Annotated in this window: 22 protein-coding genes, 1 rRNA gene and 1 riboswitch; of the genes, 5 read left to right on the top strand and 18 right to left on the bottom strand. The window is 53.1% G+C overall.

Annotation, left to right across the window (positions count from 1 at the left end; translation table 11 throughout):
* Positions 1-319: 319 nt before the first annotated feature.
* Positions 320-703, bottom strand: a complete 384-nt coding sequence (locus CBW46_RS13835; protein ID WP_089200598.1) for a hypothetical protein — start codon at positions 701-703, stop codon at positions 320-322.
* A gap of 227 nt (positions 704-930) precedes the next feature.
* Positions 931-1362: an RrF2 family transcriptional regulator gene (locus tag CBW46_RS13830; protein ID WP_089200597.1), complete on the bottom strand. Its 432-nt coding sequence runs from the start codon at positions 1360-1362 to the stop codon at positions 931-933.
* Between the two features lie 247 nt (positions 1363-1609).
* Here CBW46_RS13830 and CBW46_RS22080 point away from each other — a divergent pair, with 247 nt between their 5' ends.
* A complete protein-coding gene (locus CBW46_RS22080) occupies positions 1610-1741 on the top strand; it encodes a hypothetical protein (protein ID WP_279386468.1) in 132 nt (43 codons plus the stop codon).
* 189 nt (positions 1742-1930) lie between these two features.
* Here the strand turns inward: CBW46_RS22080 and purD are convergent, their stop codons facing one another.
* The 15 genes from purD to CBW46_RS13755 all read right to left on the bottom strand — a co-directional run bounded on the left by purD (position 1931) and on the right by CBW46_RS13755 (position 18144).
* Positions 1931-3190, bottom strand: coding sequence for a phosphoribosylamine--glycine ligase (gene purD, locus CBW46_RS13825; protein ID WP_089200596.1), 1260 nt, complete (start codon positions 3188-3190; stop codon positions 1931-1933).
* 12 nt (positions 3191-3202) lie between these two features.
* Positions 3203-3934 carry an IMP cyclohydrolase gene (locus CBW46_RS13820; protein ID WP_089200595.1) on the bottom strand — a complete coding sequence of 244 codons (732 nt, stop codon included), beginning with the start codon at positions 3932-3934 and terminating at the stop codon, positions 3203-3205.
* A 24-nt stretch (positions 3935-3958) separates the two neighbouring features.
* Positions 3959-5137, bottom strand: a complete 1179-nt coding sequence (locus tag CBW46_RS13815; protein ID WP_089200594.1) for a phosphoribosylaminoimidazolecarboxamide formyltransferase — start codon at positions 5135-5137, stop codon at positions 3959-3961.
* On the bottom strand, positions 5134-5766 hold the full coding sequence (gene purN / locus CBW46_RS13810) for a phosphoribosylglycinamide formyltransferase (protein ID WP_089200593.1): 633 nt from the start codon (positions 5764-5766) through the stop codon (positions 5134-5136). The genes CBW46_RS13815 and purN overlap by 4 nt, the downstream gene beginning before the upstream one ends.
* Positions 5767-5883: 117 nt before the next feature.
* A complete protein-coding gene (gene purM, locus CBW46_RS13805; RefSeq protein WP_089200592.1) occupies positions 5884-6924 on the bottom strand; it encodes a phosphoribosylformylglycinamidine cyclo-ligase in 1041 nt (346 codons plus the stop codon).
* 753 nt (positions 6925-7677) lie between these two features.
* Complete coding sequence (purF, locus tag CBW46_RS13800; RefSeq protein ID WP_424446483.1) at positions 7678-9180, bottom strand: amidophosphoribosyltransferase; 1503 nt, start codon at positions 9178-9180, stop codon at positions 7678-7680.
* A 2-nt stretch (positions 9181-9182) separates the two neighbouring features.
* Entirely contained in the window at positions 9183-11426 is a 2244-nt protein-coding gene (gene purL / locus CBW46_RS13795; protein WP_089200590.1) for a phosphoribosylformylglycinamidine synthase subunit PurL, read from the bottom strand.
* On the bottom strand, positions 11404-12099 hold the full coding sequence (gene purQ / locus CBW46_RS13790) for a phosphoribosylformylglycinamidine synthase subunit PurQ (protein WP_089200589.1): 696 nt from the start codon (positions 12097-12099) through the stop codon (positions 11404-11406). The genes purL and purQ overlap by 23 nt, the downstream gene beginning before the upstream one ends.
* 179 nt (positions 12100-12278) lie before the next feature.
* Positions 12279-12521: a phosphoribosylformylglycinamidine synthase subunit PurS gene (purS, locus tag CBW46_RS13785; RefSeq protein ID WP_089200588.1), complete on the bottom strand. Its 243-nt coding sequence runs from the start codon at positions 12519-12521 to the stop codon at positions 12279-12281.
* A 121-nt stretch (positions 12522-12642) separates the two neighbouring features.
* Positions 12643-13524 (bottom strand): phosphoribosylaminoimidazolesuccinocarboxamide synthase, encoded by an 882-nt coding sequence (locus CBW46_RS13780; protein ID WP_089200587.1) that lies wholly within the window; start codon positions 13522-13524, stop codon positions 12643-12645.
* Between the two features lie 213 nt (positions 13525-13737).
* A complete protein-coding gene (gene purB / locus CBW46_RS13775; RefSeq protein WP_089200586.1) occupies positions 13738-15033 on the bottom strand; it encodes an adenylosuccinate lyase in 1296 nt (431 codons plus the stop codon).
* Positions 15034-15058: 25 nt separating this feature from the next.
* Complete coding sequence (purK, locus tag CBW46_RS13770; protein ID WP_089200585.1) at positions 15059-16249, bottom strand: 5-(carboxyamino)imidazole ribonucleotide synthase; 1191 nt, start codon at positions 16247-16249, stop codon at positions 15059-15061.
* A 41-nt stretch (positions 16250-16290) separates the two neighbouring features.
* Positions 16291-16776 carry a 5-(carboxyamino)imidazole ribonucleotide mutase gene (gene purE / locus CBW46_RS13765; RefSeq protein WP_089200584.1) on the bottom strand — a complete coding sequence of 162 codons (486 nt, stop codon included), beginning with the start codon at positions 16774-16776 and terminating at the stop codon, positions 16291-16293.
* Between the two features lie 183 nt (positions 16777-16959).
* A riboswitch (purine riboswitch) is annotated at positions 16960-17061 on the bottom strand.
* Positions 17062-17198: 137 nt separating this feature from the next.
* Positions 17199-17870, bottom strand: a complete 672-nt coding sequence (locus CBW46_RS13760) for a DUF6483 family protein (RefSeq protein WP_089200583.1) — start codon at positions 17868-17870, stop codon at positions 17199-17201.
* An 85-nt stretch (positions 17871-17955) separates the two neighbouring features.
* Positions 17956-18144 (bottom strand): hypothetical protein, encoded by a 189-nt coding sequence (locus CBW46_RS13755; RefSeq protein ID WP_089200582.1) that lies wholly within the window; start codon positions 18142-18144, stop codon positions 17956-17958.
* 495 nt (positions 18145-18639) lie between these two features.
* On the opposite strand from CBW46_RS13755, the gene CBW46_RS13750 reads away from it, so the two are divergent.
* The 4 genes from CBW46_RS13750 (at position 18640) to CBW46_RS13735 (ending at position 22327) form a co-directional block, all read left to right on the top strand.
* A complete protein-coding gene (locus CBW46_RS13750) occupies positions 18640-19485 on the top strand; it encodes a MurR/RpiR family transcriptional regulator (protein ID WP_089200581.1) in 846 nt (281 codons plus the stop codon).
* A gap of 27 nt (positions 19486-19512) precedes the next feature.
* Positions 19513-20241 (top strand): glucosamine-6-phosphate deaminase, encoded by a 729-nt coding sequence (nagB, locus tag CBW46_RS13745; RefSeq protein ID WP_089200580.1) that lies wholly within the window; start codon positions 19513-19515, stop codon positions 20239-20241.
* A 566-nt stretch (positions 20242-20807) separates the two neighbouring features.
* Positions 20808-21884, top strand: a complete 1077-nt coding sequence (nagA, locus tag CBW46_RS13740) for an N-acetylglucosamine-6-phosphate deacetylase (RefSeq protein ID WP_089200579.1) — start codon at positions 20808-20810, stop codon at positions 21882-21884.
* 206 nt (positions 21885-22090) lie between these two features.
* On the top strand, positions 22091-22327 hold the full coding sequence (locus tag CBW46_RS13735; protein WP_089200578.1) for a hypothetical protein: 237 nt from the start codon (positions 22091-22093) through the stop codon (positions 22325-22327).
* Positions 22328-22798: 471 nt separating this feature from the next.
* Here the strand turns inward: CBW46_RS13735 and rrf are convergent.
* Positions 22799-22915: ribosomal RNA gene (gene rrf, locus CBW46_RS13730) — 5S ribosomal RNA — on the bottom strand.
* Between the last annotated feature and the right edge of the window lie 32 nt (positions 22916-22947).

The following is a 22947-nucleotide window of genomic DNA, read 5'->3' as shown; positions in this document are numbered from 1 at the left end:
TACCGCCGAAGCCGTGGCGCCGGCCACCGTACACACTTACCTGTCGTGTGCCTTGTCTCGCTTTCCCAGCCCGGCAGCCAGCGGCACAAAAAAAGAGGCAAGGCGTTTTCCATGGTGGAAAATAACCTTGCCTCCTGACACTCTCGGCATGCAACCAACATTTGTCCATGTCTTATCATGCGCGGCACCCATTCGCCGGCACTCCAGCCTATCTTGCGACAAATGCGGCTGCACCCAAGCTATCGTTTCCTGCAGCGCTTGAAGCCGTGGTGGACACTTCTTGTCCGTTTTTGAACAGCTGTAGCATTTCTGCACTGAATTAATCTATTTTGACACGTCCGTTGCCTGACCCAAAATTGTTGTCCGGACGGTTATAGCCTTTATGAGAAGCGAATTGCGCGATATGCAGCTCCGAGATCAAATCATTGAACCAAGCCTGATCCCGTGTCATTAGCGCTACATCCATCAGGCTGCGGAGGGGGGTTTCCTCATTCGGAACATACTCGGCCAGCTTCTCGAGTCTATGCAGCGAGCTTTCCACCGTCTCACCGACGGCTTCTTCATGGTCGCACTGGGTTACCACCACTCTGACTACTCCCTGTGCATCGATAGATTGCACAAAGCCGATAAACTTTTCGTCCTGCACCGAAGTGCCGCTCACCCAGTCACTGATGTGTACCGCCTGCTTTGCTGCCTCTGACATCTTGCCACTCTCCCTTCGCTTTGTTGTATGGTCGGTCCTGTATAAAAACTGTTTTTTCAAAAATAACAGTTATATGAAATTATTACCCTTGTGCTAAAGCCGCATAACATGGCTCAGAGTGCCAATGCACCCGACCATTGCAGCGTTCGCCATTACACGGGACCGGCAATTGATCAGCCGGCAATTAACTGTAACAAAAAAGATAGCAGTTTCTGCAAAAAGCGATGCTACGCCTTTTGCCGCTGCTGCATGCGAACTTGCTCCAACACATCGCGAACCGTCAATTGATTAAAAGACTCTATCAAACGCTGCTCTGCGCCGGCAAAAATATGATCCATAACCGTCGCCATATTGCAGGCGATAATGCAGTCCTGCTCTACATCTCCCGAGCACCAATTCGGCTTAACGGAGCCCATCGACGTCAAACAGTAAATCTCGGCCAGCGTAACCTCTGCCGGATCGCGATTCAACAAAAAGCCGCCGCCGATCCCTTCCTTCGCGGTCACATATCCCTGCTTGCGAAGAAGGGCCAACACCTTGCGCACCCTTGCCGGATGAGTACAAACATTGTGGGCAATCATGTCGCTGGTTGCCATATGATCGGGCCGGTAAGCGAGTAGTACGAGGCTATGAACTGCTATGGTAAACTCGCTATTCATGCTGACTCCTCCCGACTTCTTTCGCTCTTTTTGCTAAATCGAATACTGTCATTATATTTGTTACAGTTAAAAATGTCAAGCGTATATCCATTTCCCTGCGTTACCAGCTGTTACACCTAGGGGCATGCCGTTGATATGCGCCGCTGCCGCTAGCCGTCGCTCAGCATGGCAGAACTGAACCATCTGTATGGGATGAAAGCGCTAAAATCGGGTAAAAATACATAAGCCCTTTAAGGAGGCGTTACGAATGTATTCATTCGCGTACTATTTCCAGCATTACTGGCTGCCTGTGGTGCTTATTGTCGGAGTCATAGCGGCGGGGATGCTGGTGTATAAAAATTGGAACCGCATAGTTATGAAGGGAAGAGAAAAAAAGTAGATTAACGCTCTGCGGCCTGCTCCCGCAGCCATAACGTGCAGCCGGGAAAACTGTTGAAACGATGCAGAGCGAGATACCTTGCGAATTTAAAGTAGATGAACATACCAGCCGTCTGCCCGCGTTCGAACAAGAAGAAAGCCTGAGAGACCCGTCCTCTCAGGCTGCAGCTGCTGTACTACTACTAACTCACTACACTAATGCCTTCTTAGCAATATCCGTCCGGTTATGCTTGCCCTGGAACTTGATGCGGTCGGCGGCGGCATAGGCCTTTCCACGGGCCTCGGCAATGTCTTTGCCAAGTGCGGTTACGCCGATGACGCGCCCTCCGTTAGTCACGATCCGGCCCTCCTCCACTGATGTACCGGCATGAAACACAAGGGCATCCTCCACATCGTCCAAGCCCGTGATCGGCTGTCCCTTCGGATATGCGGCAGGGTATCCTTCGGATGCCAAAATGACGCATACCGCGGCCTCGTCGCTCCATTGTATATCCATATGCTCGAGATGCCCATGCACGGCCGCGAGGAAGATATCCAGCAGGTCGGTCTTCAGGCGAGGCAGCACTGCTTGTGTTTCCGGGTCTCCAAACCGGGCGTTGAACTCGATGGTTTTCGGCCCTTCCGCGGTGATCATCAACCCCGCAAACAGCACGCCGCGGAAAGGCCGGCCTTCGCTCACCATCGCTGCAGCAGTCGGCTTGATGATGGTTTCAATCGCCTGATCGATCACCGATTGCGGAATATGTGGGAGCGGCGAATAGGTGCCCATGCCGCCCGTGTTTGGACCTGCATCGTTGTCAAATACCGCTTTGTGATCTTGCGCCGGCACCATCGGACGCACTACCTTCCCGTCCACGAACGAAAGTATCGACATTTCCTGCCCGGACAAAAACTCCTCTATGACAACCCGATCACCCGAATTGCCGAAAATCTTGGCCACCATAATATCATGCAGCGCCTTTTCAGCTTCGTTTAATGATTGGGCGACCACCACACCTTTGCCCGCAGCTAGGCCGTCCGCTTTGATTACGATTGGAATTTGCTGCGTATGCAGATAACGCAGCGCCTCATCATAGCTGTCGAACGACTCGTATGCTGCGGTAGGGATATTGTACTTTTTAAACAATTCCTTGGAAAATACTTTGCTCGACTCGAGGATAGCCGCATTTTGCCGCGGCCCGAACACAGCTATATTTTTCGCTTCCAAGAAATCCACAATGCCCTCGGATAGAGGATCGTCCGGCCCGATGACGACTAAATCAATCGCATGATCCAAAGCGAATTCGCCGATCTCCTCAAATTGATTAACCTGAATAGGCACGCATTGGGCCACCTGTGCTATTCCTCCATTGCCCGGGGCACAGTACAATGCCTGAACTTTCGGGCTTTTTTGCAGCGCCCAACATATCGCGTGTTCCCGGCCTCCGCCGCCCACGACTAATACCTTCATACCCGTGCCCTCCTAGTTCTTGTTGATGACCCTCATTTCCGTTGCGCCGGTCTCGACATGTACCGTTTTAACCAACAGCGAGATTTTGTTCTCTGCGTTCAGCCGGCTCCAGTACGCGTGCACCGTTTTCTCGACATCGTTATATAAAGGCATCAATTTGGGTTCACCGTCGAAGGAAGGCAGTGGATTGCCGTCTGCCGAATAAGTGTGGATACAATGGCCGTAACCCGGTACTGCCTGCTCATAGTGAAAAAATTGCCGCAGCGTTTGCGCGGGATTGCCGGAGTTGGTTTTCAAAATCGACAGTTTGTACCGACACTGCTGATTGCCAAGTTCAATAATCCCTGAAATACGCGGCGTGTAATTCGGCGCATCAGGCTCAAACGTCCGTGTAGTCAACGCTTGCTCGAATGTGCCGCCTGTTTGCAGCTCGTCATAAATTGTGTCCGTCTGATCCCCGTTCGTCACAATGTGGGCATCGCCCGTGTGTCTAATCGGGTAATAGATGATAAGCGATGGATCCGTTAACTTTGCCGGATCTCTGGCTTCTGTGCGCACAAAACCGTTTTCCTCCTGTACGAAAATACGGTTACGGCTGTTTTCACTCCGTCCCATGATCCAATATACTTGCACAAGGCGTGTGCCGTCGGGCGTCTGCCCGATGACAATGCCGCGGCCGGGATACGAATTTTGATTCAGCCCGTCCAAATTTTTTTCAGCTGTCGCTCTCCACTCTGTGGTCACGCTGCTCTCCTCCTTCTATCCTGTTTAATGGTGGAACAAACGTACGCCAGAGTACACCATGACCATGTCATAATCATTCGCCGCTTGCACGACCTCTTCATCGCGCATCGAGCTGCCCGCTTGCACCACGTACTTCACGCCACTGCGGCTCGCACGATCCAGATTATCGCGGAAAGGCAAGAACGCGTCGGAGCCGTAGGACACACCCTTCAGCTTGCTCAGCCAGTCACGCTTCTCTTCGCGGGTGAGACGTGGCGGTACTTCAGTAAAGCTTTGCTCCCAGCTCGCATTCTCCACAGGGGTCACTTCTTCTTCCAACCAAAGGTCAATCGCATTGTTTTGCTCCGCACGGGATAAGCCCGGACGGAATGGCAGTGACAGCGCACGCGGGTGCTGACGCAGGAACCAACGGTCCGCTTTGTCTCCGGCAAGTCTTGTGCAATGAATTCTCGATTGCTGACCGGCCCCGATGCCGATCGTCTGCCCGTCCAGTGCGTAGCAGACCGAGTTGGACTGGGTATATTTCAACGTAATCAGCGAAATCAGCAAATCGCGTTTCGCCTCTTCCGGAAGATCTTTGTTCTGTGTCACGATATTCGTCACAGCAGACGCATCGATCGCCGCATAATTGCGCTGCTGTTCCAGGGTCAAGCCGAATACGTTGCGTTTTTCTACAGGTTCTGCCACATAATCCGGATCAATTTCAAGGATCAGATACTTGCCGTTTTTCTTGGAACGAAGTATTTCCAAGGCCTCATCCGTGTAACCCGGCGCCACGACCAGATCGGACACCTCCCGCTTCAGCAGTGTGGCGGTAGACGCATCGACAATGTCACTCAGCGCTGCGCAGTCGCCGAACGATGACATACGATCCGCTCCTCTTGCACGCGCATAAGCAGTCGCCAGAGGCGAGAGCTCCAGACCCTCCACGAAGTACGCTTTCGCTAGTTCGGGGCTTAAAGGCGCGTACACTGCTGCTCCTGCCGGGCTCACATGCTTAAAGGATGCGGCCGCAGGCAATCCGGTTGCCAAACGCAGTTCGCGCGCCAACTGATAGCTGTTTAAAGCGTCCAGCAAATTGATAAAGCCGGGATCGCCGTTGACCACGCGAAGCGGCATGCTGCCGTTTGTGCTGTATATTTTCGCCTCTTTTTGATGAGGATTCATGCCGTACCGTAGGTGCAGCTCACTTGGGTTGCTCATGGTTTTATCCCTTCCTTACTCTGTATTATGGTCCTGTTCCCTTGCAGATGAACTGAGCCTGCGGCAATCTGTCCGATCACCCGAGTCAAAAGTGTATGCTCAATCGTATGAATTCGCTCAGCCAAAGCCGCTACCGTATCATTAGGTGCAATCGCCAACGCCTGCTGAGCAATAATTGGCCCAGTGTCCATGCCGCCATCGACGTAATGCACCGTCACTCCCGTGACCTTCACGCCGTGGTCCAGTGCTTGCTGCACCGCGTTCAAGCCCGGAAAAGCCGGAAGCAGCGACGGGTGGACATTAATCAAACGACCGTAAAGTGGCTCGACCAAAACGTTACTGATTAACCGCATATACCCCGCCATCACGGCCAAGTCAATATCCAGCGCCTGCAAGCGAGCCAAGATCTCTCGCTCATACGATTCTCTGTTCGGATAATCCTTGGGGCTAAAAACAAATGCCGGCACCCCAAGCTGCCGCGCACGTTCCACCACTTGAGCCTTCGGCCTGTCACAAACAAGAAGCCCGATGCGAACATCGAGCCTGCCTGCATTCACCGCGTCAGCGACTGCTTGAAAATTCGTCCCGCTGCCGGAGGCGAACACGGCAATGTTGTACTGTTTCGTCATACTTCCACTCCTTGGCGAACTGTGCAGCTTTCGGCGCTGATGCATAACGTCGTCACACCTGCACTCCTTGCGCTGTTGCACAACTTGTGATCCTTACCTTGGCGCTGCTGCACAACTTCATACTTCCGCTCCTCTGAACGTGACTGCGCGATCGCCTGCGGCCACCCGCCCGAGTGCGTACACTTTTTCTCCATGCTGTTTGAAAATAGCCGCCGCTTCAGCTGCCTGCTCCTCGGCCACTACGATCACCATACCGATGCCCATATTAAACGTGCGGAACATATCATTGTTGCTGATCCCGCCTTCCTGTTGCATCAGCTGGAAAATCGGCAAAAGCGGCCAAGAGCCATAGTCGATTTCCACATTGACATTATCCGGAAGCATACGTGGGATGTTCTCGATGAAGCCTCCGCCCGTGATGTGCGCCAGGCCTTTCAGGTTTACCCTTTCCAGAGCCGCAAGTATCGGCTTCACATAAATTTTCGTCGGTTCCAGGATGATATGGCCAAGCGTGCCGCCCAGCTCCTCAACTTCGTCATGCAGGCTGTAGCCCTTTTCCTCGAGAAGCAGCTTACGCACCAGCGAAAAGCCGTTACTGTGCACGCCACTGGACGCCAATCCCAGCACCGTGTCACCCGGACGGATGCTAGAGCCATCTATGATTTTTTTCCTATCTACAACACCTACAGTGAACCCAGCAATGTCGTATTCGCCTTCGGCGTACATACCCGGCATTTCAGCCGTCTCACCACCGATCAGAGCGCAGCCAGACTGCACGCAGCCGTCGCTGATCCCTTTTATGATAGACTCGATCTTCTCAGGGATAACTTTATCACATGCGAGGTAATCAAGGAAAAAAAGCGGCTCCGCACCCTGTACCACAATATCGTTAACGCACATGGCCACCGCGTCGATTCCTATCGTATCATGCTTATCCATAGCAACAGCAATCTTTAATTTCGTACCTACGCCATCCGTCCCGGACACCAGCACCGGCTCCTCATACTTCTCTTTGTTTAAGCCGAAAAGTCCGCCGAAGCCGCCCAAATCCGTCATGACTTCGGGGCGCAAGGTCGTTTTTACGTGCTTTTTCATCCGTTCCACTGCTTCGTTGCCCGCGGCGATGTCGACTCCAGCCTTTTTATATGCATCGGACACTGGATTCACTCCTCTTAGATTGATGGTGCTGCTTGCTGGCTTTCACCTAGCTCGAAGGACAGCCCTCGCGCCTGCACGGCTGTGGTGTGTCTGCCGCCTCCGGCCGCTCGGTGACAGTTAGAGCGATCCACGCGAGACGCCTTGGTCAGGCTCCCTTCGATACGTGAAACGCGATGCGCCTGCACCTGCTCCTGGCTGCTCGCGTCGGTGATTCCTGGCTGTTCGCGCGGCTACCAGCCCAAATTCGCGCATTTGCGTGGTGGTCGTGCATCTGTATCTTCAGCGGTGGATCCGCACGCCTGCCGATCTTGTCGTTAGCGCTGCAATCCGCTTACGCATGTACCGTTCGGTGGAGACGCACCGTCTCCGCCTGGTTTCTACTCTCACAAACAACGTGTGAGAGGGCTGCCTTCCAGCTAATGCATCAGCGATGAAGGGAAAGAGAATGGGATGGAAAGTTTACGGCCTCCTTTGAAGTGCAAGTTGTCACCTATTAACTCTCAGATAAATACAACTTGTACTTCAACAGCGGTGGAATGCCATCTCTTTTCCCGCAATCGCATTGAAGATGCATCCACTATCTGTCCTTCACACAAATTCATCCCAACAGCGGTGGAATGCCATCCTTTTCCCGCAATCGCCTAAAGATGCATCTACTCTGTGTGCACTCTCCGTCCTCTCTCCGCATCTCCCACAATCGCACGGAAGCTGCATCCACTCACCTCATCGCACATCACTACTATCACGCATCCCTCACTCGCATCCGCATCCAATCTCAGTCTCCTCCGTGATCACGGTTGGATACCGATTATCGAAGCAGGCGGTGCAATGGCCACGGTTCGTTTCGCCTTCCGGCCGGCCGATCGCGCTCAGTAAACCTTCCTTGCTTAAGAAATGCAGCGAATCTGCGTTGATCGCCTGCCGAATTTCTTCAACGGACTTCTGTGCGGCGATAAGCTGTTTGCGGTCCGGTGTATCGATGCCATAGTAGCACGGATTCATGAACGGCGGCGAGCTGATACGCACGTGTACTTCGGTGGCACCCGCTTCACGCAGCAGATTGACGATACGCAGCGACGTCGTTCCGCGCACGATGGAATCATCAATCATGACGACGCGTTTGCCCGCCACGATGCTTCGCACAGCGCTCAGCTTCATTTTCACACCCTGTTCGCGCAGCTCCTGGCTCGGCTGAATGAATGTCCGGCCCGTGTAACGGTTCTTGATCAGCCCCAGCTCATACGGGATGCCCGTCTGTTCTGCGTAGCCGATGGCAGCTGAAATGCTTGAATCCGGCACACCGGTGACTACATCGGCATCCACGAACGATTCTATCGCCAGCTGGCGGCCCATCCGTTTTCTGGCGGAGTGAACATTAATCTCATCCATGTCACTGTCCGGTCGTGCGAAGTAAATATACTCCATAGCACAGATCGCACGCTGCTTAATCGGAGCAAAGCGATCCTCCTTCATACCTGCGCTGTTGATGTCCAACACGAGCAGCTCACCGGGAGAAACATCGCGGTAGTACGTGCCGCCCACAGCGTCGAACGCACAGGTTTCGGAGGCGAACAGATACGCGTTTCCCAGACGTCCGATAACAAATGGACGCAGTCCATGTGGATCCAAAGCGGCAATCAATTTATCCTTCGTTTGGATCAAAAAGGCGTAAGCGCCGTCTACTTTCAGCAGCGCCTCCTTCACAGCCAGCACAATGTCATCATGCTGCGACCGTGCGATTAAGTGTGCGACCACTTCGGTATCACTTGTTGTTTGAAAAATCGATCCCTGCCGCTCGAGTTCCTCTTTGATCCTGGCAGCGTTGGTTAAATTACCGTTGGTTGCAATCGCCAAATCGCCCCCCCGGTATTTAAAAATAAGCGGTTGTGCGTTTGCCAGCCTGCTCTCTCCCGCGGTCGAATACCGCACATGTGCAATCGCTGAGGAGCCGGCCAATGCAGCGAGCTTGTCGTTATCGAACACCTCTTTGACCAGGCCCATGCCGCGGTGGTAATGGAAACCGCTCCCATCCGTGGTGCAGACGCCTGAGCTTTCTTGCCCTCGGTGCTGCAAAGCATGTAAACCGTAGTAGCAAAGAGAAGCGGCGTCGGGATGACCGAACACCCCGAACACTCCACACTCCTCGCCCAACTTGTCCAATAGACCATCATGGCTGCTCACGCCATCGTTATAAAAACGCCCTGTCCACATATGGTTTGATAACTTGTTGCCGTCAGATCTCATTCCGTCGGACATTCTTATATCATCAGACATGGAATCGCATCCTTCCAAACCTTCTCTAGTTGAGTAACAGGTGCTTGGATGACTGGTTTAGTGTTGAACTGGATTTGTAATTCTTGTCCTTCAACGGTGCCTAATTCTTGATACGGAACCCCTTGCTCGGCGATCCACTGCTTCAATTCCGTTGCCTGATCAGGAGCAGCGCTGAGGAGAATGCGGGATTGGCTCTCGCTGAAAAGTGCGATATCATTGCGCAGCTCCGTGCTGAAATTAACCTTTGCCCCGATACCGCCGCTCATGCAGCTCTCCGCCAACGCCACAGCCAGACCGCCGTCGGACAAGTCATGAGCGGACGCTACAAGGCCTTTTTGAATTGCACCGAGTACCGTATCTAATAGTGTCTTCTCTACATCAAGATCGATTTGCGGCGGGCGTCCTTCCGTTACACCGTGCATCACATACTGAAACTCGCTGCCGCCGAGCTCAGCTTTCGTTTCGCCGAGCAGAAGAATGATGTCGCCTTCTTGCTTAAAGGCCTGTGTGGTAATATGATCCGTGTCATGCACCAATCCGACCATTCCGATAACCGGTGTAGGATAAATCGCGCCTTTGGCGTTCTCGTTGTATAAGCTGACGTTACCGCCGATAACCGGAGTGTTCAACTTGCGGCACGCTTCCGACATGCCGTCCGACGCTTTTTCCAGCTGCCAGAAAATTTCCGGCTTCTCCGGGCTGCCGAAATTAAGATTATCTGTAATGGCCAACGGCTCACCGCCGGAGCATACATTATTACGCGCAGCTTCCGCAACAGCGATCATGCCGCCCACTTCCGGATCCAAATATACGAACCGGCCGTTACAGTCCGTAGACATGGACAGTGCTTTCCTGGTACCGGGAACGGTGACTACCGCAGCATCCGATCCGGGACGTACCGCTGTGCTCGTACGAACCATATAGTCATATTGATTGTATACCCATTCCTTGCTTGCCACAGTTGGCGAGGACAGCACCTTTTTCAGAGCTGCATTCAAGTCCGTCACTTCGGCATAGCCGTTCGTGTCGACCGATGCGTTGGCAGCGTAGTACGCAGGCACCTGCGCAGGCTTGCTGTACACCGGGCACTCATCAACCAGTGCCGTCACAGGCATGTCGCCCACCAGCTCGCCGCGATGGAATAGCTTCAGCCGTCCGTCGTTTGCAACTTTGCCGACCTTCGCGCACTCTAGGCCCCACCGTTCAAAAATAGCCTTAGCCTGCGCTTCATGCTTAGGCTCCACTACGAACAGCATCCGCTCTTGTGATTCAGACAGCATCATTTCATACGGAGTCATACCTTCTTCCCGCTGCGGTACCTCATCCAGATACAACTCCATACCGTTACCGGCCTTGCTGGCCATTTCCGCACTTGAGCAAGTGAGTCCGGCTGCGCCCATATCCTGAATCCCGAGCACGATGCCGGAATTGATTAAATCCAAGCATGCTTCCAGCACCAGCTTTTCCATAAACGGATCGCCGACTTGCACAGCTGGGCGTTTTGCTTCGGATTCCGCGGTTAGCTCCTCGGATGCGAATGTCGCCCCGTGGATGCCGTCACGACCAGTCGGAGGGCCAACGTAAAACACCGGATTGCCGACCCCTTTTGCCACACCCTTCTGGATCTTGTCATGGTTAATCAAACCGACGCACATCGCATTGACCAGCGGGTTGCCTTCATAGCTCTCGTCAAACATGACTTCCCCGCCTACCGTTGGAATGCCGATACAGTTGCCGTAACCCGCAATGCCAGAGACTACATGCTCAAACAAATATTTGACACGCTCATTTTCCAGACGTCCGAAACGCAAGCTGTTAAGCAACGCCACGGGACGCGCGCCCATCGAAAAAATATCCCGAATGATGCCGCCGACACCTGTCGCGGCTCCTTGATACGGCTCGATCGCCGATGGGTGGTTGTGGCTCTCGATTTTAAATACGACCGCTTGGTTGTCACCGATATCCACGATACCTGCACCTTCGCCGGGTCCCATCAGCACGCGTGGACCGCTCACCGGGAATTTACGCAGCACAGGTTTGGAATTTTTATACGAGCAGTGCTCTGACCACATGACACTGAACACGCCGATTTCTACGTAGTTCGGCTGCCGGCCTAGAAAGCCGCAGATCTTATCATACTCCGCATCGGTGACACCCATTTGCTTGTATATTTTCTGTTCTGCGATTTGTGCGGCGGTAGGTTCCTTAGCTGTTAACTGCTGCGCCATGTTTTTCCCTCCATGTGCTCAATATCGAAGTGAACATTCTTTTGCCGTCCGCCGAACCGAGCAGCTCGTGGACAGCACGTTCGGGATGCGGCATCATGCCAAGCACATTGCCAGCTTTATTACAAATACCCGCGATATCTTCAACGGAACCGTTCGGATTGCTGCCCGCCTCATAACGGAACACAATCTGATTGTTGGCCTTAAGTTCAGCCAGCGTCGCATCATCGCAGTAATAGTTGCCTTCTCCATGAGCGATGGGAATATTGATGAGTTCGCCTTGCTGATAATCCGCCGTAAATGGCGTGCTGTTATTTTCCACCTGTAACATCGCTGCATGGCAGCGGAATTTGAGCGATTCGTTGCGCAGCATTGCTCCTGGCAGGAGCCCGGATTCGAGCAAAATTTGGAAACCATTGCAAATGCCTAGAACAAATTTTCCCTGCTCCGCTGCTTGTATCAAAGCGTTCATCACCGGTGCAAATCGCGCAATCGCGCCGGTGCGTAAATAGTCTCCGTACGAAAATCCTCCTGGAACAATAATGCAATCATATTTGGATAAGTCCGTCTCAGTATGCCACACGTATTCTACAGGCTGTCCGATCGTGTCCTCCACCGCCATGAAGCAGTCGATATCACAATTGGAGCCGGGAAACACCAGTACAGCGAAATTCATCACTTGGTCCTCCTTCGCTTTTCAGCGTTCATCAATCGCAGTTAAGACCCATCGGGCTTGCAAAGCACTGACCTCACCGACCGCCGCCTAGCCTGCTGTTCGTCACAATCCTCCTGTTGCGCAGCTAACTCACACGCACAGCTTTTGCACAAGCCGCTCACACTTGCGCTTCCTAATTTCTACGCCAGTTCGTAGCGGTAATCTTCAATCACGGTATTAGCCAAAAGCTTCTCGCACATCGCCTTCACGCGCTTTTCCGCTTCCGACCGGTCGCTCGTACCGAGCTCCAACTCCAAATATTTTCCGACCCGCACTTTTCCCACTTCATCGAAACCCATCGAATGCAGAGCGCCTTGTACCGCAACTCCCTGCGGATCTAGCACGCTTTGTTTGATAGTGACATAAACGGTTGCTTTTAACATTGGGATAAAACCCTCCTCTTGGGGATGACGGATAATTCATTTGCTTAAATATGATGACAGCTAGTTCATCCGCTGAAATATAAAGGCAGTTAATTATCTAAACCATTTACAAAATAATCCGCTACCTCACCAATCGATCCAGGATGCTGCGATAGCGCCGGGAGGTTTCGTCCACGACTGCCGCTGGCAGCGGATCCGGTTCGCTGTTTTTGTCCCAATCCGTGCCGGCCAAATATGTCCTAACCGGCTCCTTGTCCATGCTGTCTATCTCTACGTCGTAAGCGAAATTTTCCTTCGCCCAGAAGCGTGAGGAATCTGGTGTGAATATCTCGTCGATAAGGATAATTTCCCCATCGATCAAACCGAACTCAAACTTGGTATCCGCCAAAATGATTCCCCGTTCCTCGCAAAAGCGATGAGCGAACTGATACAGCATGATACTTTTTGCCTGCAGCTCAGAGGTTAACTCCAATCCGACCAGTTGCTGCATCCGCTCAATCGAAATATCTTCATCGTGGCCAACATCATTTTTCGCTGCAGGAGTGAAGATCGGCTGCGCGAGGCGCTCATTTTTTCTCAGGCCGTCAGGCAGCTTATGCCCGTTGATTTGACCGGTCTTTTCATATTGGCGCCAGCCGCCTCCGGTAATGTATCCCCGCACCACGCATTCAATATCGATACGCTCGGCTTTTTTCGTAACCATGAAGCGATCCTTCATGACCTCACGGTCCGTGACAACGCCGCCGAGCCGGTCAACATCTCCGTGCACCATGTGATTCGGCTGGATATGAGCCGTCTGCTCGAACCAGAATTTGCTCAAACTGTTCAGTACGTTACCTTTGTCAGGGACAGCCGGTGACAGCACCCAATCAAACGCGGAGATGCGGTCGGTGACGGCGATCAAGTAATGCTCGCCCAAATCATACAATTCTCGTACCTTTCCTTTATACAACAACGGTGCCTTGATGTATGGTTCAGCGCTGGAGATTGCCTTTGATACCATGGTTGTGCGGTCCTCCCGTCGAATGATGTGCTTGCATGAACCTGTAACACGTGCCTGGATCAACTACCGCGATAAAAACCACTAAACACAAGCTAGCTTGGCACGCCCGGCCTTGGTACAAGCAGCCTTGATACCAGCGCCTTGATACCAGCGGCTTTGATACCAACGGGCTTCACACCAGCCGCCTTGCCACACGCACCTTCACACGCGCAGCTAAATCAAACCAAGTCGCTTGAAAATCGTATCAACATGCTTCAAATGCCAGCTTGGGTCAAAACAGTCCGCAATTTCTTCCGCACTCAGGTGCTCAGTGATGGCCGGTGTGTTCTCTATAATATCGCGGAACGATCTTTGCTCCTCCCACGCTTGCATAGCACGGGGTTGTACCGTATCGTACGCCTGCTCACGGCTGAAGCCTTTATCGATCAACTTTGTCATCACACGTCCGGAAAAAGGCACACCATAAGTGCTCTGCATGTTCCGCTTCATGTTTTCAGGGAATACAGTCAGATTTTTCACTATGCTGCCAAAACGGTTGAGCATGTAGTTCAACAGAATGGTCGCATCCGGCAGAATGATCCGTTCTACGGAAGAATGCGAAATATCGCGTTCATGCCAGAGCGTCACATTCTCATACGCAGATACCATATGCCCCCGGATCACACGGGATAGACCGGAAATGCTTTCGCTGCCGATCGGATTGCGTTTATGCGGCATGGCCGACGAGCCTTTTTGGCCCTTCGCGAACGACTCCTCCACTTCGCGGAATTCGCTTTTTTGTAGAGCACGTACCTCCGTAGCGAATTTGTCTAAAGACGTCGCAACCAGGGCCAGCGTTGCCATGTATTCGGCATGTCGATCACGCTGCAGTGTCTGCGTGGAGATCGGAGCCGGTTTGGTGCCCAGCTTTTCGCACACATAAGTTTCGACGAATGGATCAATGTTGGCGTATGTCCCCACGGCCCCAGAGATTTTGCCATACTGCACGCCGTCTGCAGCGAAACGGAAGCGCTCTAGATTGCGTTTCATTTCCTCTGACCACAGCGCCATTTTCAAACCGAACGTCGTAGGCTCGGCGTGCACGCCGTGGGTGCGTCCCATCATCGCCGTATCTTTATACTGCACGGCCTTCTCTTTCAAAATCTGGATAAAGTTCAGCAGGTCCTTTTCCAAAATTTCATTAGCCTGGCGCAGCAAATATCCAAGTGCCGTATCCACCACGTCCGTGGAAGTGAGACCGTAATGCACCCATTTTCGCTCGGGGCCAAGCTTCTCGGACACCGCACGGGTAAAGGCAATCACGTCGTGCCGTGTTTCCTGCTCAATCTCATAAATTCGATCTATATCGAACGCAGCGTTTTTGCGCAGCGCCGCCACGTCTTCCGTCGGTATCACACCGAGCTCAGCCCATGCCTCACAGGAGAGAAGTTCCACCTCCAGCCACGCATTAAATTTGTTTTCCTCCGTCCAAATCCGTGCCATCTCAGGCCGGCTGTACCGCTCTATCATTAATAAAACCTCCGCCTCTGTGCCGTTATTTGTCCACGTTCCAAATATTTGAAGCTTCTATCCATTCCAACGCTGCTTCTACCGAGCCTGCCAACACGTTGACGTGTCCCATCTTACGGTTATGCTTGGCTTCGTGCTTGCCGTACAGATGTACCTTGGCCGTCACTCCCTGGCCGACCTGTTCGGACTCCGGCTGCACGATCCAATCGAGCAGGGGCTCCACATGCTGCCCTAGCACATTCGCCATCACGACCGGTGTCAGCAATTCAGTCGAGCCCAGAGGCAAGTTGCATATCGCGCGCACATGCTGCTCAAACTGTGACGTTTTGCATGCCTCCATCGTGTAGTGACCGGAGTTGTGCGGCCGCGGAGCAAGCTCGTTAACGAACAGCTGGCCATCGCTCGTAAGAAACATCTCCACGGCGATCAAGCCAATCACATCCAGCTCCTCCGCGATACGGATCGCGAGCTGTTCTGCTTGCCGCTGCACGTCCATCGTGGTTCGGGCAGGTACAATAGATAAATGCAAAATGTTGTTTACATGTATATTTTCAGCCGCCGGGAAGGCTTTAACCTCCCCGCGCGGGCTTCTTGCGGCAATCACGGATATTTCCTTTTCAAAGCGGATAAACTGCTCGAGGACCAGCTCCGTTGTGGCCAGACTCAGCGTCTCGTACGCTGCCTCCACCTCATCCAGCGAACGAATGACCCACTGGCCTTTACCGTCATATCCGCCGGTCGCTGTTTTCAGCACACAAGGCGTACCAAAGCGCTCGGCTGCAGCCATAAGCTCCTCCGCGCTGCTGATCTCGGCGTATGGTGCGACTTTCACGCCCGCGGCTTCTATCGCCCGCTTTTCGCGAAGCCGGTGCTGCGTGGTGTGCAACAGCCTGCTGCCCTGTGGCACATTTGCTTCGGCCATCAGCAACTCCGTGACGGCTGCGTCGACATTTTCGAACTCATAGGTGATCACGTCCGAATCCTGTGCCAGTTGACGCGCCGCCTCCGCATCGCGGTAGTCCGCAATGATCTGCCGATCGGCCACCTGGCCGCACGGTGCGTCCGGCGTTGGATCCAGCGTCACAAAACGATAACCCATCGCCCGCCCGGCGAGGGCAAGCATCCGGCCCAACTGTCCGCCGCCCAGCACGCCGATGGTGCTCCCCGGCGGAGTCACTTTCTGCTGACTCATACCGCTGCCATCTTGTTTGGTCATCCCAGCTCGCCGCCTTCGGTCACCGTTTCGCTCCTGTTTGCTCATTCCAACACACTACTTTCTATCACCGTCTGGCGAGTGCGTTCACGGCGTTCCCGTACTTTGCTCTGCACTTCCGGTGCAAACGCGCCAATGATCTGTGCCGCTAGCAACCCGGCATTCGTCGCACCAGCGTGACCGATGGCGACGGTAGCAACCGGTATGCCCCCCGGCATCTGAACGATAGACAGCAGCGAGTCCAGTCCGTTAAGCGTAGACGTCTTAACAGGAACACCAATGACCGGCAGCTCTGTCTTCGCGGCGACCATGCCGGGCAAATGAGCGGCTCCGCCGGCTCCGGCTATGATCACCTTCAAACCGCGTCCAGCAGCAGACGCCGCATAATCAAACATCAGGTCCGGTGTGCGGTGGGCCGATACGACCTTTTTCTCATAAGCGACGCCCAACTCATCCAACATATCGCATGCGTGCTTCATTGTCTCCCAATCAGACGTGCTTCCCATAATAACGCCTACTAGAACAGACATTTTTTTAACCTCCGTAATTATGAGCCTTTTAAAAAAACAAAACGCCCGGATGATAGAATCGCTCAACAGAGATTGCCGACAAGTCAAACGACACTTGAAATCGACAAAAACTATAAAAGTCTATCAACTGGACGACAAGAATAATTCAAGCGCAAGCTAAAGCCGGACAATATTGTGCCGACCTTTCTATCCACGCTCACTCGTAGTCCAAAAATTCAAGGTTTTTGGGTAGAGACTTTCGGGCCATATCCCCGACATTATACGAGACGCATCGACAGTTTTTGCTCAAAACATAATATTAATCTTTACATTTCTCAGTTTACAGCCATACAAGGGTCATGTCAACCCAAAAAGACGAACATTATACAAAATTGGCTCATATAAAGTTCGCATTTTAACGCACAATGACATTTTTCATACGGTCAAACCGCGTTTTGCTTCATTTTCAACAGTTCTGCTATGCTGTCTGTAATCTCTTCCCTGGTCAGGCCGCCGCCCGCCAGCTCATCCGCCTCCAGCTTCAACCATCGCCCGAGCATCTCCAGGCCCTGAACCACCGCACCCATATTATCAGGCTGTTCATCCAACACAAAAAACAAAGCATCCTCCGCTTTTGATAGCTGGCCAGTGTCTGCGTAATAGAACATCAACAGCTCCATAGCCGGAACCGGCACATGCTGAGGCCACAAGCTAACAAGCAGCTTCTCCAACCGTTCCGCCACATCAGCTTTGAAATCATGCGTCTCGTGAAGCTTGTACATTTCAACCAGCAACTCCATCGACTTTACGTAATGTGCAATGGCTTCCGTGTCATCACCCGACTCAGCGAGAACGTCGCCTTCCTCCCTAAGCATATCGCTGAGGAGCAGCCCTTTGCCTACGTCCACATGCCCTTGCGTCGACAGCAAGCCTAGCAAGTCCTTGGCCGACAGTGCTTGCACCAGCTTCGAGTTCAACCCAAGCAGTTGTTTCATAGCTTGCGCGAGCAGCTGCAGTGCCTCATGGAAACGTTGATTACGGCGGTGAAAAATCACTTTCCCGAGTGACAGGCTGAACTGCTCCATCATTCTCACTAGATGGTCTCTGTGGTACATTCGTTTCCCCCAATCACGGATCACACTTCATGTTCCGTCGTTATTGCTCTTATTGTATCAAAAAAAAGAACCCTAGTCCGAAGCCCTAGGATTCCTTATTCGTATCTGCTGTTTGCAAATCGTAACGGTCCTCGCGCATGTCATGTGGACCCATCGTCGGATCCAACTGAGGCTGAATTTGCACCACATGATCAGTAGTTCGTGTTTCATGCATGTTCGTGCCACCCATCACATGGGTTTTCAGATCACGCAGCTCTTCATTTTCCGGTGGCATCACAAGTTCCTCCAACAGTTTTTGCTTACAAGCGGTGTGTTTAGTCTGTTAAAACGAAGCAAAAACTATGCACTTTGACATTAACCGTTTTCCGTGCACAAAATTTTTGGGCCGCCCCCGTGCATTTTAAGGTGGCGACCGCCCTAAGCACACTGCCACCTGACACTGTCCCCGCAGAGGATGACGGTGCCGGGTCAGAACTCCCGATACGATTGGGGTATATCCCTTGCGAGCGAAGAAGCGGCCATGTGTTGGCTCAACACTGCGTTGGCTGGCTGTCTGCGGCAGCTCAGTAACTTTTTCGGGGTCGAAGCCCTAGAATCTGAGTGGGCGCTCGCCTGTTGAACTTCTGGGTGGCACCGTTATCTGTGACGGTATTGCAGAGCGCGTAACCGTTGCCTATTCCCAATTTTCTCCGTATACTGGGAGTGACGTAAATTTTTTTCTCAAAACCAAGCGTATTATGTAAATAATTTTCTTATAAGGAGGGATGTTATGCCCGGAATATTGTCCGCTCTGCGAGAGCAGTACGACACCATGCACCGTAAAGAAAAAGAGATTGCGGGATTCATACTAGGACATGCTGCGCGAGTTGTAGGGATGGGCATTTCTGAATTGGCGCAAGAGTCGGGCAGCAGCACGGCCACCATTTCCCGCTTTTGCAAACAGTTTCACTTCAGCGGTTTTACGGATTTCAAGGTGAAGCTCGCGGCGGAACTTGCACAGCCCTTTGCGCAGCAGTCTTACCAAGATATTCTGGCGGGCAACCCACTCACCAGCATCGTGGCGGCTATGGAGTCGAATCATATACGTTCTATCAAGGATACTACCCGCTTACTCGATATAAAACAGCTGCAAAAAGCTATTGATGCGCTGAAGAATGCGCGGCAGGTCGATCTATACGGCGTGGCGACTTCCGGGCTGGTTGCAGAGGACTTTTATCAGAAGCTGATACGCGTAGGGACACGTTCCTCAGCCTTTTCAGACCCTCACATGCAAATCACTTCTGCGTCTAACTTATCAGCGGCCGATGTCGCGATCGGCATCTCCTATTCCGGTCAAACCTCGGAAACCATCGCTGCGTTGAAGTGTGCGTCGGAAAAAGGCGCCACCACAATATCTTTGACCAAATACGGCAACAATGCGCTCGCAGCGCTCGCCGACATTTCGCTATTCACATCCACATTGGAAGAAGGTATGCGACGAGGAGACATGGCCTCCCGTATCGCCCAGCTGCATGTCATAGATATTTTGTTCGTCGGCCTGGTCAGCGGCCAGTTCAATGATATGGTGCCGCGATTGGAGCAGTCCTTCAACATGGTTAAAAAATATCGAAGTTAAAAAGACAAATAGAAGGAGCATACCGCTATGAATCTGTTAACCTTCGACAGCCAGCAGAAACTCCATGAATCCGCAGCGGGCATTATCACCGGATTGGTTCAAACGCGGCCCCGTGCGGTGCTCGGGCTGGCTACGGGCGGCACGCCGGTGGGAATCTATCACGCAATGGTGAAGAGCTACCAACGCGGTTTAGTCAGCTTTCGCTCCGCCACCACATTCAATCTGGACGAATACGTGGGACTGCCTGAGAGTCACCCTGAAAGCTATCATAGTTATATGCGCAACCAACTTTTTCGGCACATTGATCTGCCGCCGGCACAAGCACACATTCCCGATGGTAATGCTGCTGATATTGTGGCGGAATGCAAACGCTATGACAGGCTGCTCGAGGACGCAGGTCAAATTGATTTACAGCTGCTGGGCCTCGGACATAACGGACATATCGGGTTTAATGAACCGGCTCATACGTTAATCAGTGGGACCCATCTGGTCAATCTCCAGGAGGACACACGCAAAGCGAATGCCCGCTTCTTTCATTCAATTGATAAGGTGCCCTCGCGAGCGCTCACAATGGGGATCGGAACCATTTTGAAAGCCAAAACGATTCTTCTTGTAGTGAAAGGCGCCGACAAAGCGGAGATTGTGCATACCGCATTAACAGGACCCATCACAACCCAATGTCCGGCGTCTCTGCTGCAGACTCATCCGCGGCTGGTGGTGTTGCTGGATGCTGAAGCCGCGAGGCTATTTCAATAAAAGAATGGGGAGGCCGTTCAATGGAAGCACGTCAAGTAATCATTCACAACGTCAATGTCGTCACGCCACAAGGCACACTGAGCCCAGGGTGGGTCCACCTCGCAGGGGGCCGCATTCAGGCGATAGGTAGCGGCAGCGAAGTACCGTATCCTCTAAAGCTAGGCAGCGGCCCTGCCGCTGCACGTCCGCGGTCACAGGGCTGTGAATCTTCCGTTCCACATCCTCTGGCCAGAGGCAATCAGTCTGCCTCTGCACAGCCTCTATCGCTGGACAGTGAGTCTGCCTCTGCACAACCTCTATTGCTTGACAGTGACTCCGTCTCTGCACGTTCGCGGTCGCAGGGCTGTGAATGTGCCTCGACACATCCGCGTTCGCTGCACTGTGAATCTGCCTCGACACGTCCGCGTCCGCTGCACTGTGAATCTGCCTCGACACGTCCGCGCTCGCAGGGCTGTGAATCTGCCTCTACGCGTCCGCCAACATTGGGCAGCAAAGCTGCAGCTCCACATCCTCCACTACTCGACAGTGACTCAGTAGCTCCGTCCCCTCGATTGCCGGCTTCAGTGATGCAGAGGAATCAGTCAGTTGCTGCCGGCAGTGCTGAAAACGATGATGTTGAGCTTATTAACGGACGGCGCGGCTGGGTTGTGCCCGGGTTTATTGATGTGCATGTGCACGGCGGACACGGATACGATTTTATGGTAGCGGATGTGGTGGGACTGGATGCAATTACTTGCTTTCACGCGCGGCATGGCACTACCGGCATGCTGGCCACTACGGTCACCGCTTCGAAGACTGACCTTGACCGGGTGCTGGAAAACGTTATGCACTATATCGCAGGCAGCATGCCATATGCTCAGCTGCTGGGAGTGCATCTTGAGGGGCCGTTTATCAGCCCGGACTGGCCGGGAGCCCAAAATCCGCAGTATATCATGCCGCCTCAGCTCGCATGGTTGGAGGAATGGTCCCGCCTCTTTCCGGGGTTGATCCGTATGCAGACGTTAGCGCCTGAAGTGGATGGCGCTTTGACTTACATCGAAGCATTAACCAACAAAGGCATCGTAGCGGCGCTTGGTCACACCAACGCCACTTACGAACAAGTGCTTACAGCGGTGCAGCATGGGCTGAGCCACGCCGTGCACACCTTCAATGCGATGCGCGCACTGCATCATCGCGAACCGGGCGCCGTCGGCGCGGTGCTGACTAGTCCTACGATTATGGCAGAGGTAATTGCCGACGGCCACCACGTGCACCCGGCTTGCATCAGCCTGCTCGCACAACAAAAAGGCCCCGACCACCTGGTGCTTATCACCGATGCCATCGCCGCCGCCGGCCTGGGACCTGGCGTTTATCAGCTCGGCGGCCTGGACGTTGTCGTGCAGGACGGCGTTGCACGGCTCCGTGAAGGCGGCAATCTCGCAGGCAGCACGTTGACCATGATTGATGCGTTCCGCTTTGCAGTCCGGCAAGCCGGCATCTCTGTAGAACACGCAAGCCGAATGGCTAGCGGCAATCCCGCGCGAAAATTAGGGATCGACCATTTCACAGGTGCCATCGAGCCCGGCCGCCAAGCCGACGTCCTGCTGCTTGATCATGAGCTGGAGCTCCAACGAGTTTGGATCCATGGCCGCACAATTCAATAGCAGAAGAAAAAATGCAATGCGTGAGCCAAGAGCTCCAATCCCTCCATGGTAAGCGTGCACCGTTCTAGTTGCCGATCAGCCACATAGACCGTGCTCCCCTCCAGCGCCTATTGTTTGGAACCCGCGTTCTGAGGTTATTTTCATAGTAGACAGGAATATAGCTGGCCTGGTGCTGTACTGTAAGCAACCTGAGGAGGTGACATATCATGATAGTGCGCAAAAAAGTTCGGGAAGGCATTTTCGGAGGGGTGGAATATGTCGGCGAAGTGATTGAAAACAAAGGTGTGTTCACTGGCATGATTAAGGAAGTTACTGCCGAGGAAGACCCGGTGACCGATGAAGCCGGCTTTCAAGATACGAAGACATTCGACAACTTTAATGCCGCAAGTCATTATGTGGTATGCGAGTGGGAAGCAAAATTCGGTGCAAAAGCGCCAGAGTGAGGACACTCCATCTGTAGCCATGTAACCACAGAACCGCGTCCGCCATTGCGCCCGCGGTTTCTGGCGTGTCTGGCGGTTCCCACGCTGAGCAAGGTCACATGAGATCTCGCTTTCTACTATGTAATCGGGCGCCGTCATGAGAGCCAAGCCTCGCCCGTCGAGTGCGATACACACCGCCGCGACACGTGGCTTCGCGTTGGTCACACGTACGTCTACCATCACATGCCCGCGTACACCTTGCCAAGCTTGACTACATCTGGGCGTAGCAGATTGAACCGCATTTCGCTGAGATGCCCGTCTTGCACTGGCTGCGCAGGCCACGACCTCGTTATCCAGTAGACAACTCGCCCTAGCCCCGTGAGGAGCAACACTTTTGAGGAAGACAAAACGGAATCGCAGATCAAAACGAAACCTAAGCACAAATACAAAAAAAGCAGCTGACCTTTTGAAGGGTCAACTGCTTGTTATTTTGCTTGGCAACGTCCTACTCTCCCAAGACCCTGCGGTCTAAGTACCATCGGCGCTGGAGGGCTTAACGGTCGTGTTCGAGATGGGAACGCGTGGTTCCCCTCCGCCATCATCACCAAACGAGTCAAGGCTAGCACCTTGAAAACTGGATC

Origin of the sequence: Paenibacillus xerothermodurans, assembly GCF_002220865.2 — a bacterium.
In the GTDB taxonomy this organism is placed as follows: Bacteria; Bacillota; Bacilli; order Paenibacillales; family NBRC-103111; genus Paenibacillus_S; species Paenibacillus_S xerothermodurans.
This window is presented reverse-complemented; position numbering and strand designations above follow the sequence as displayed.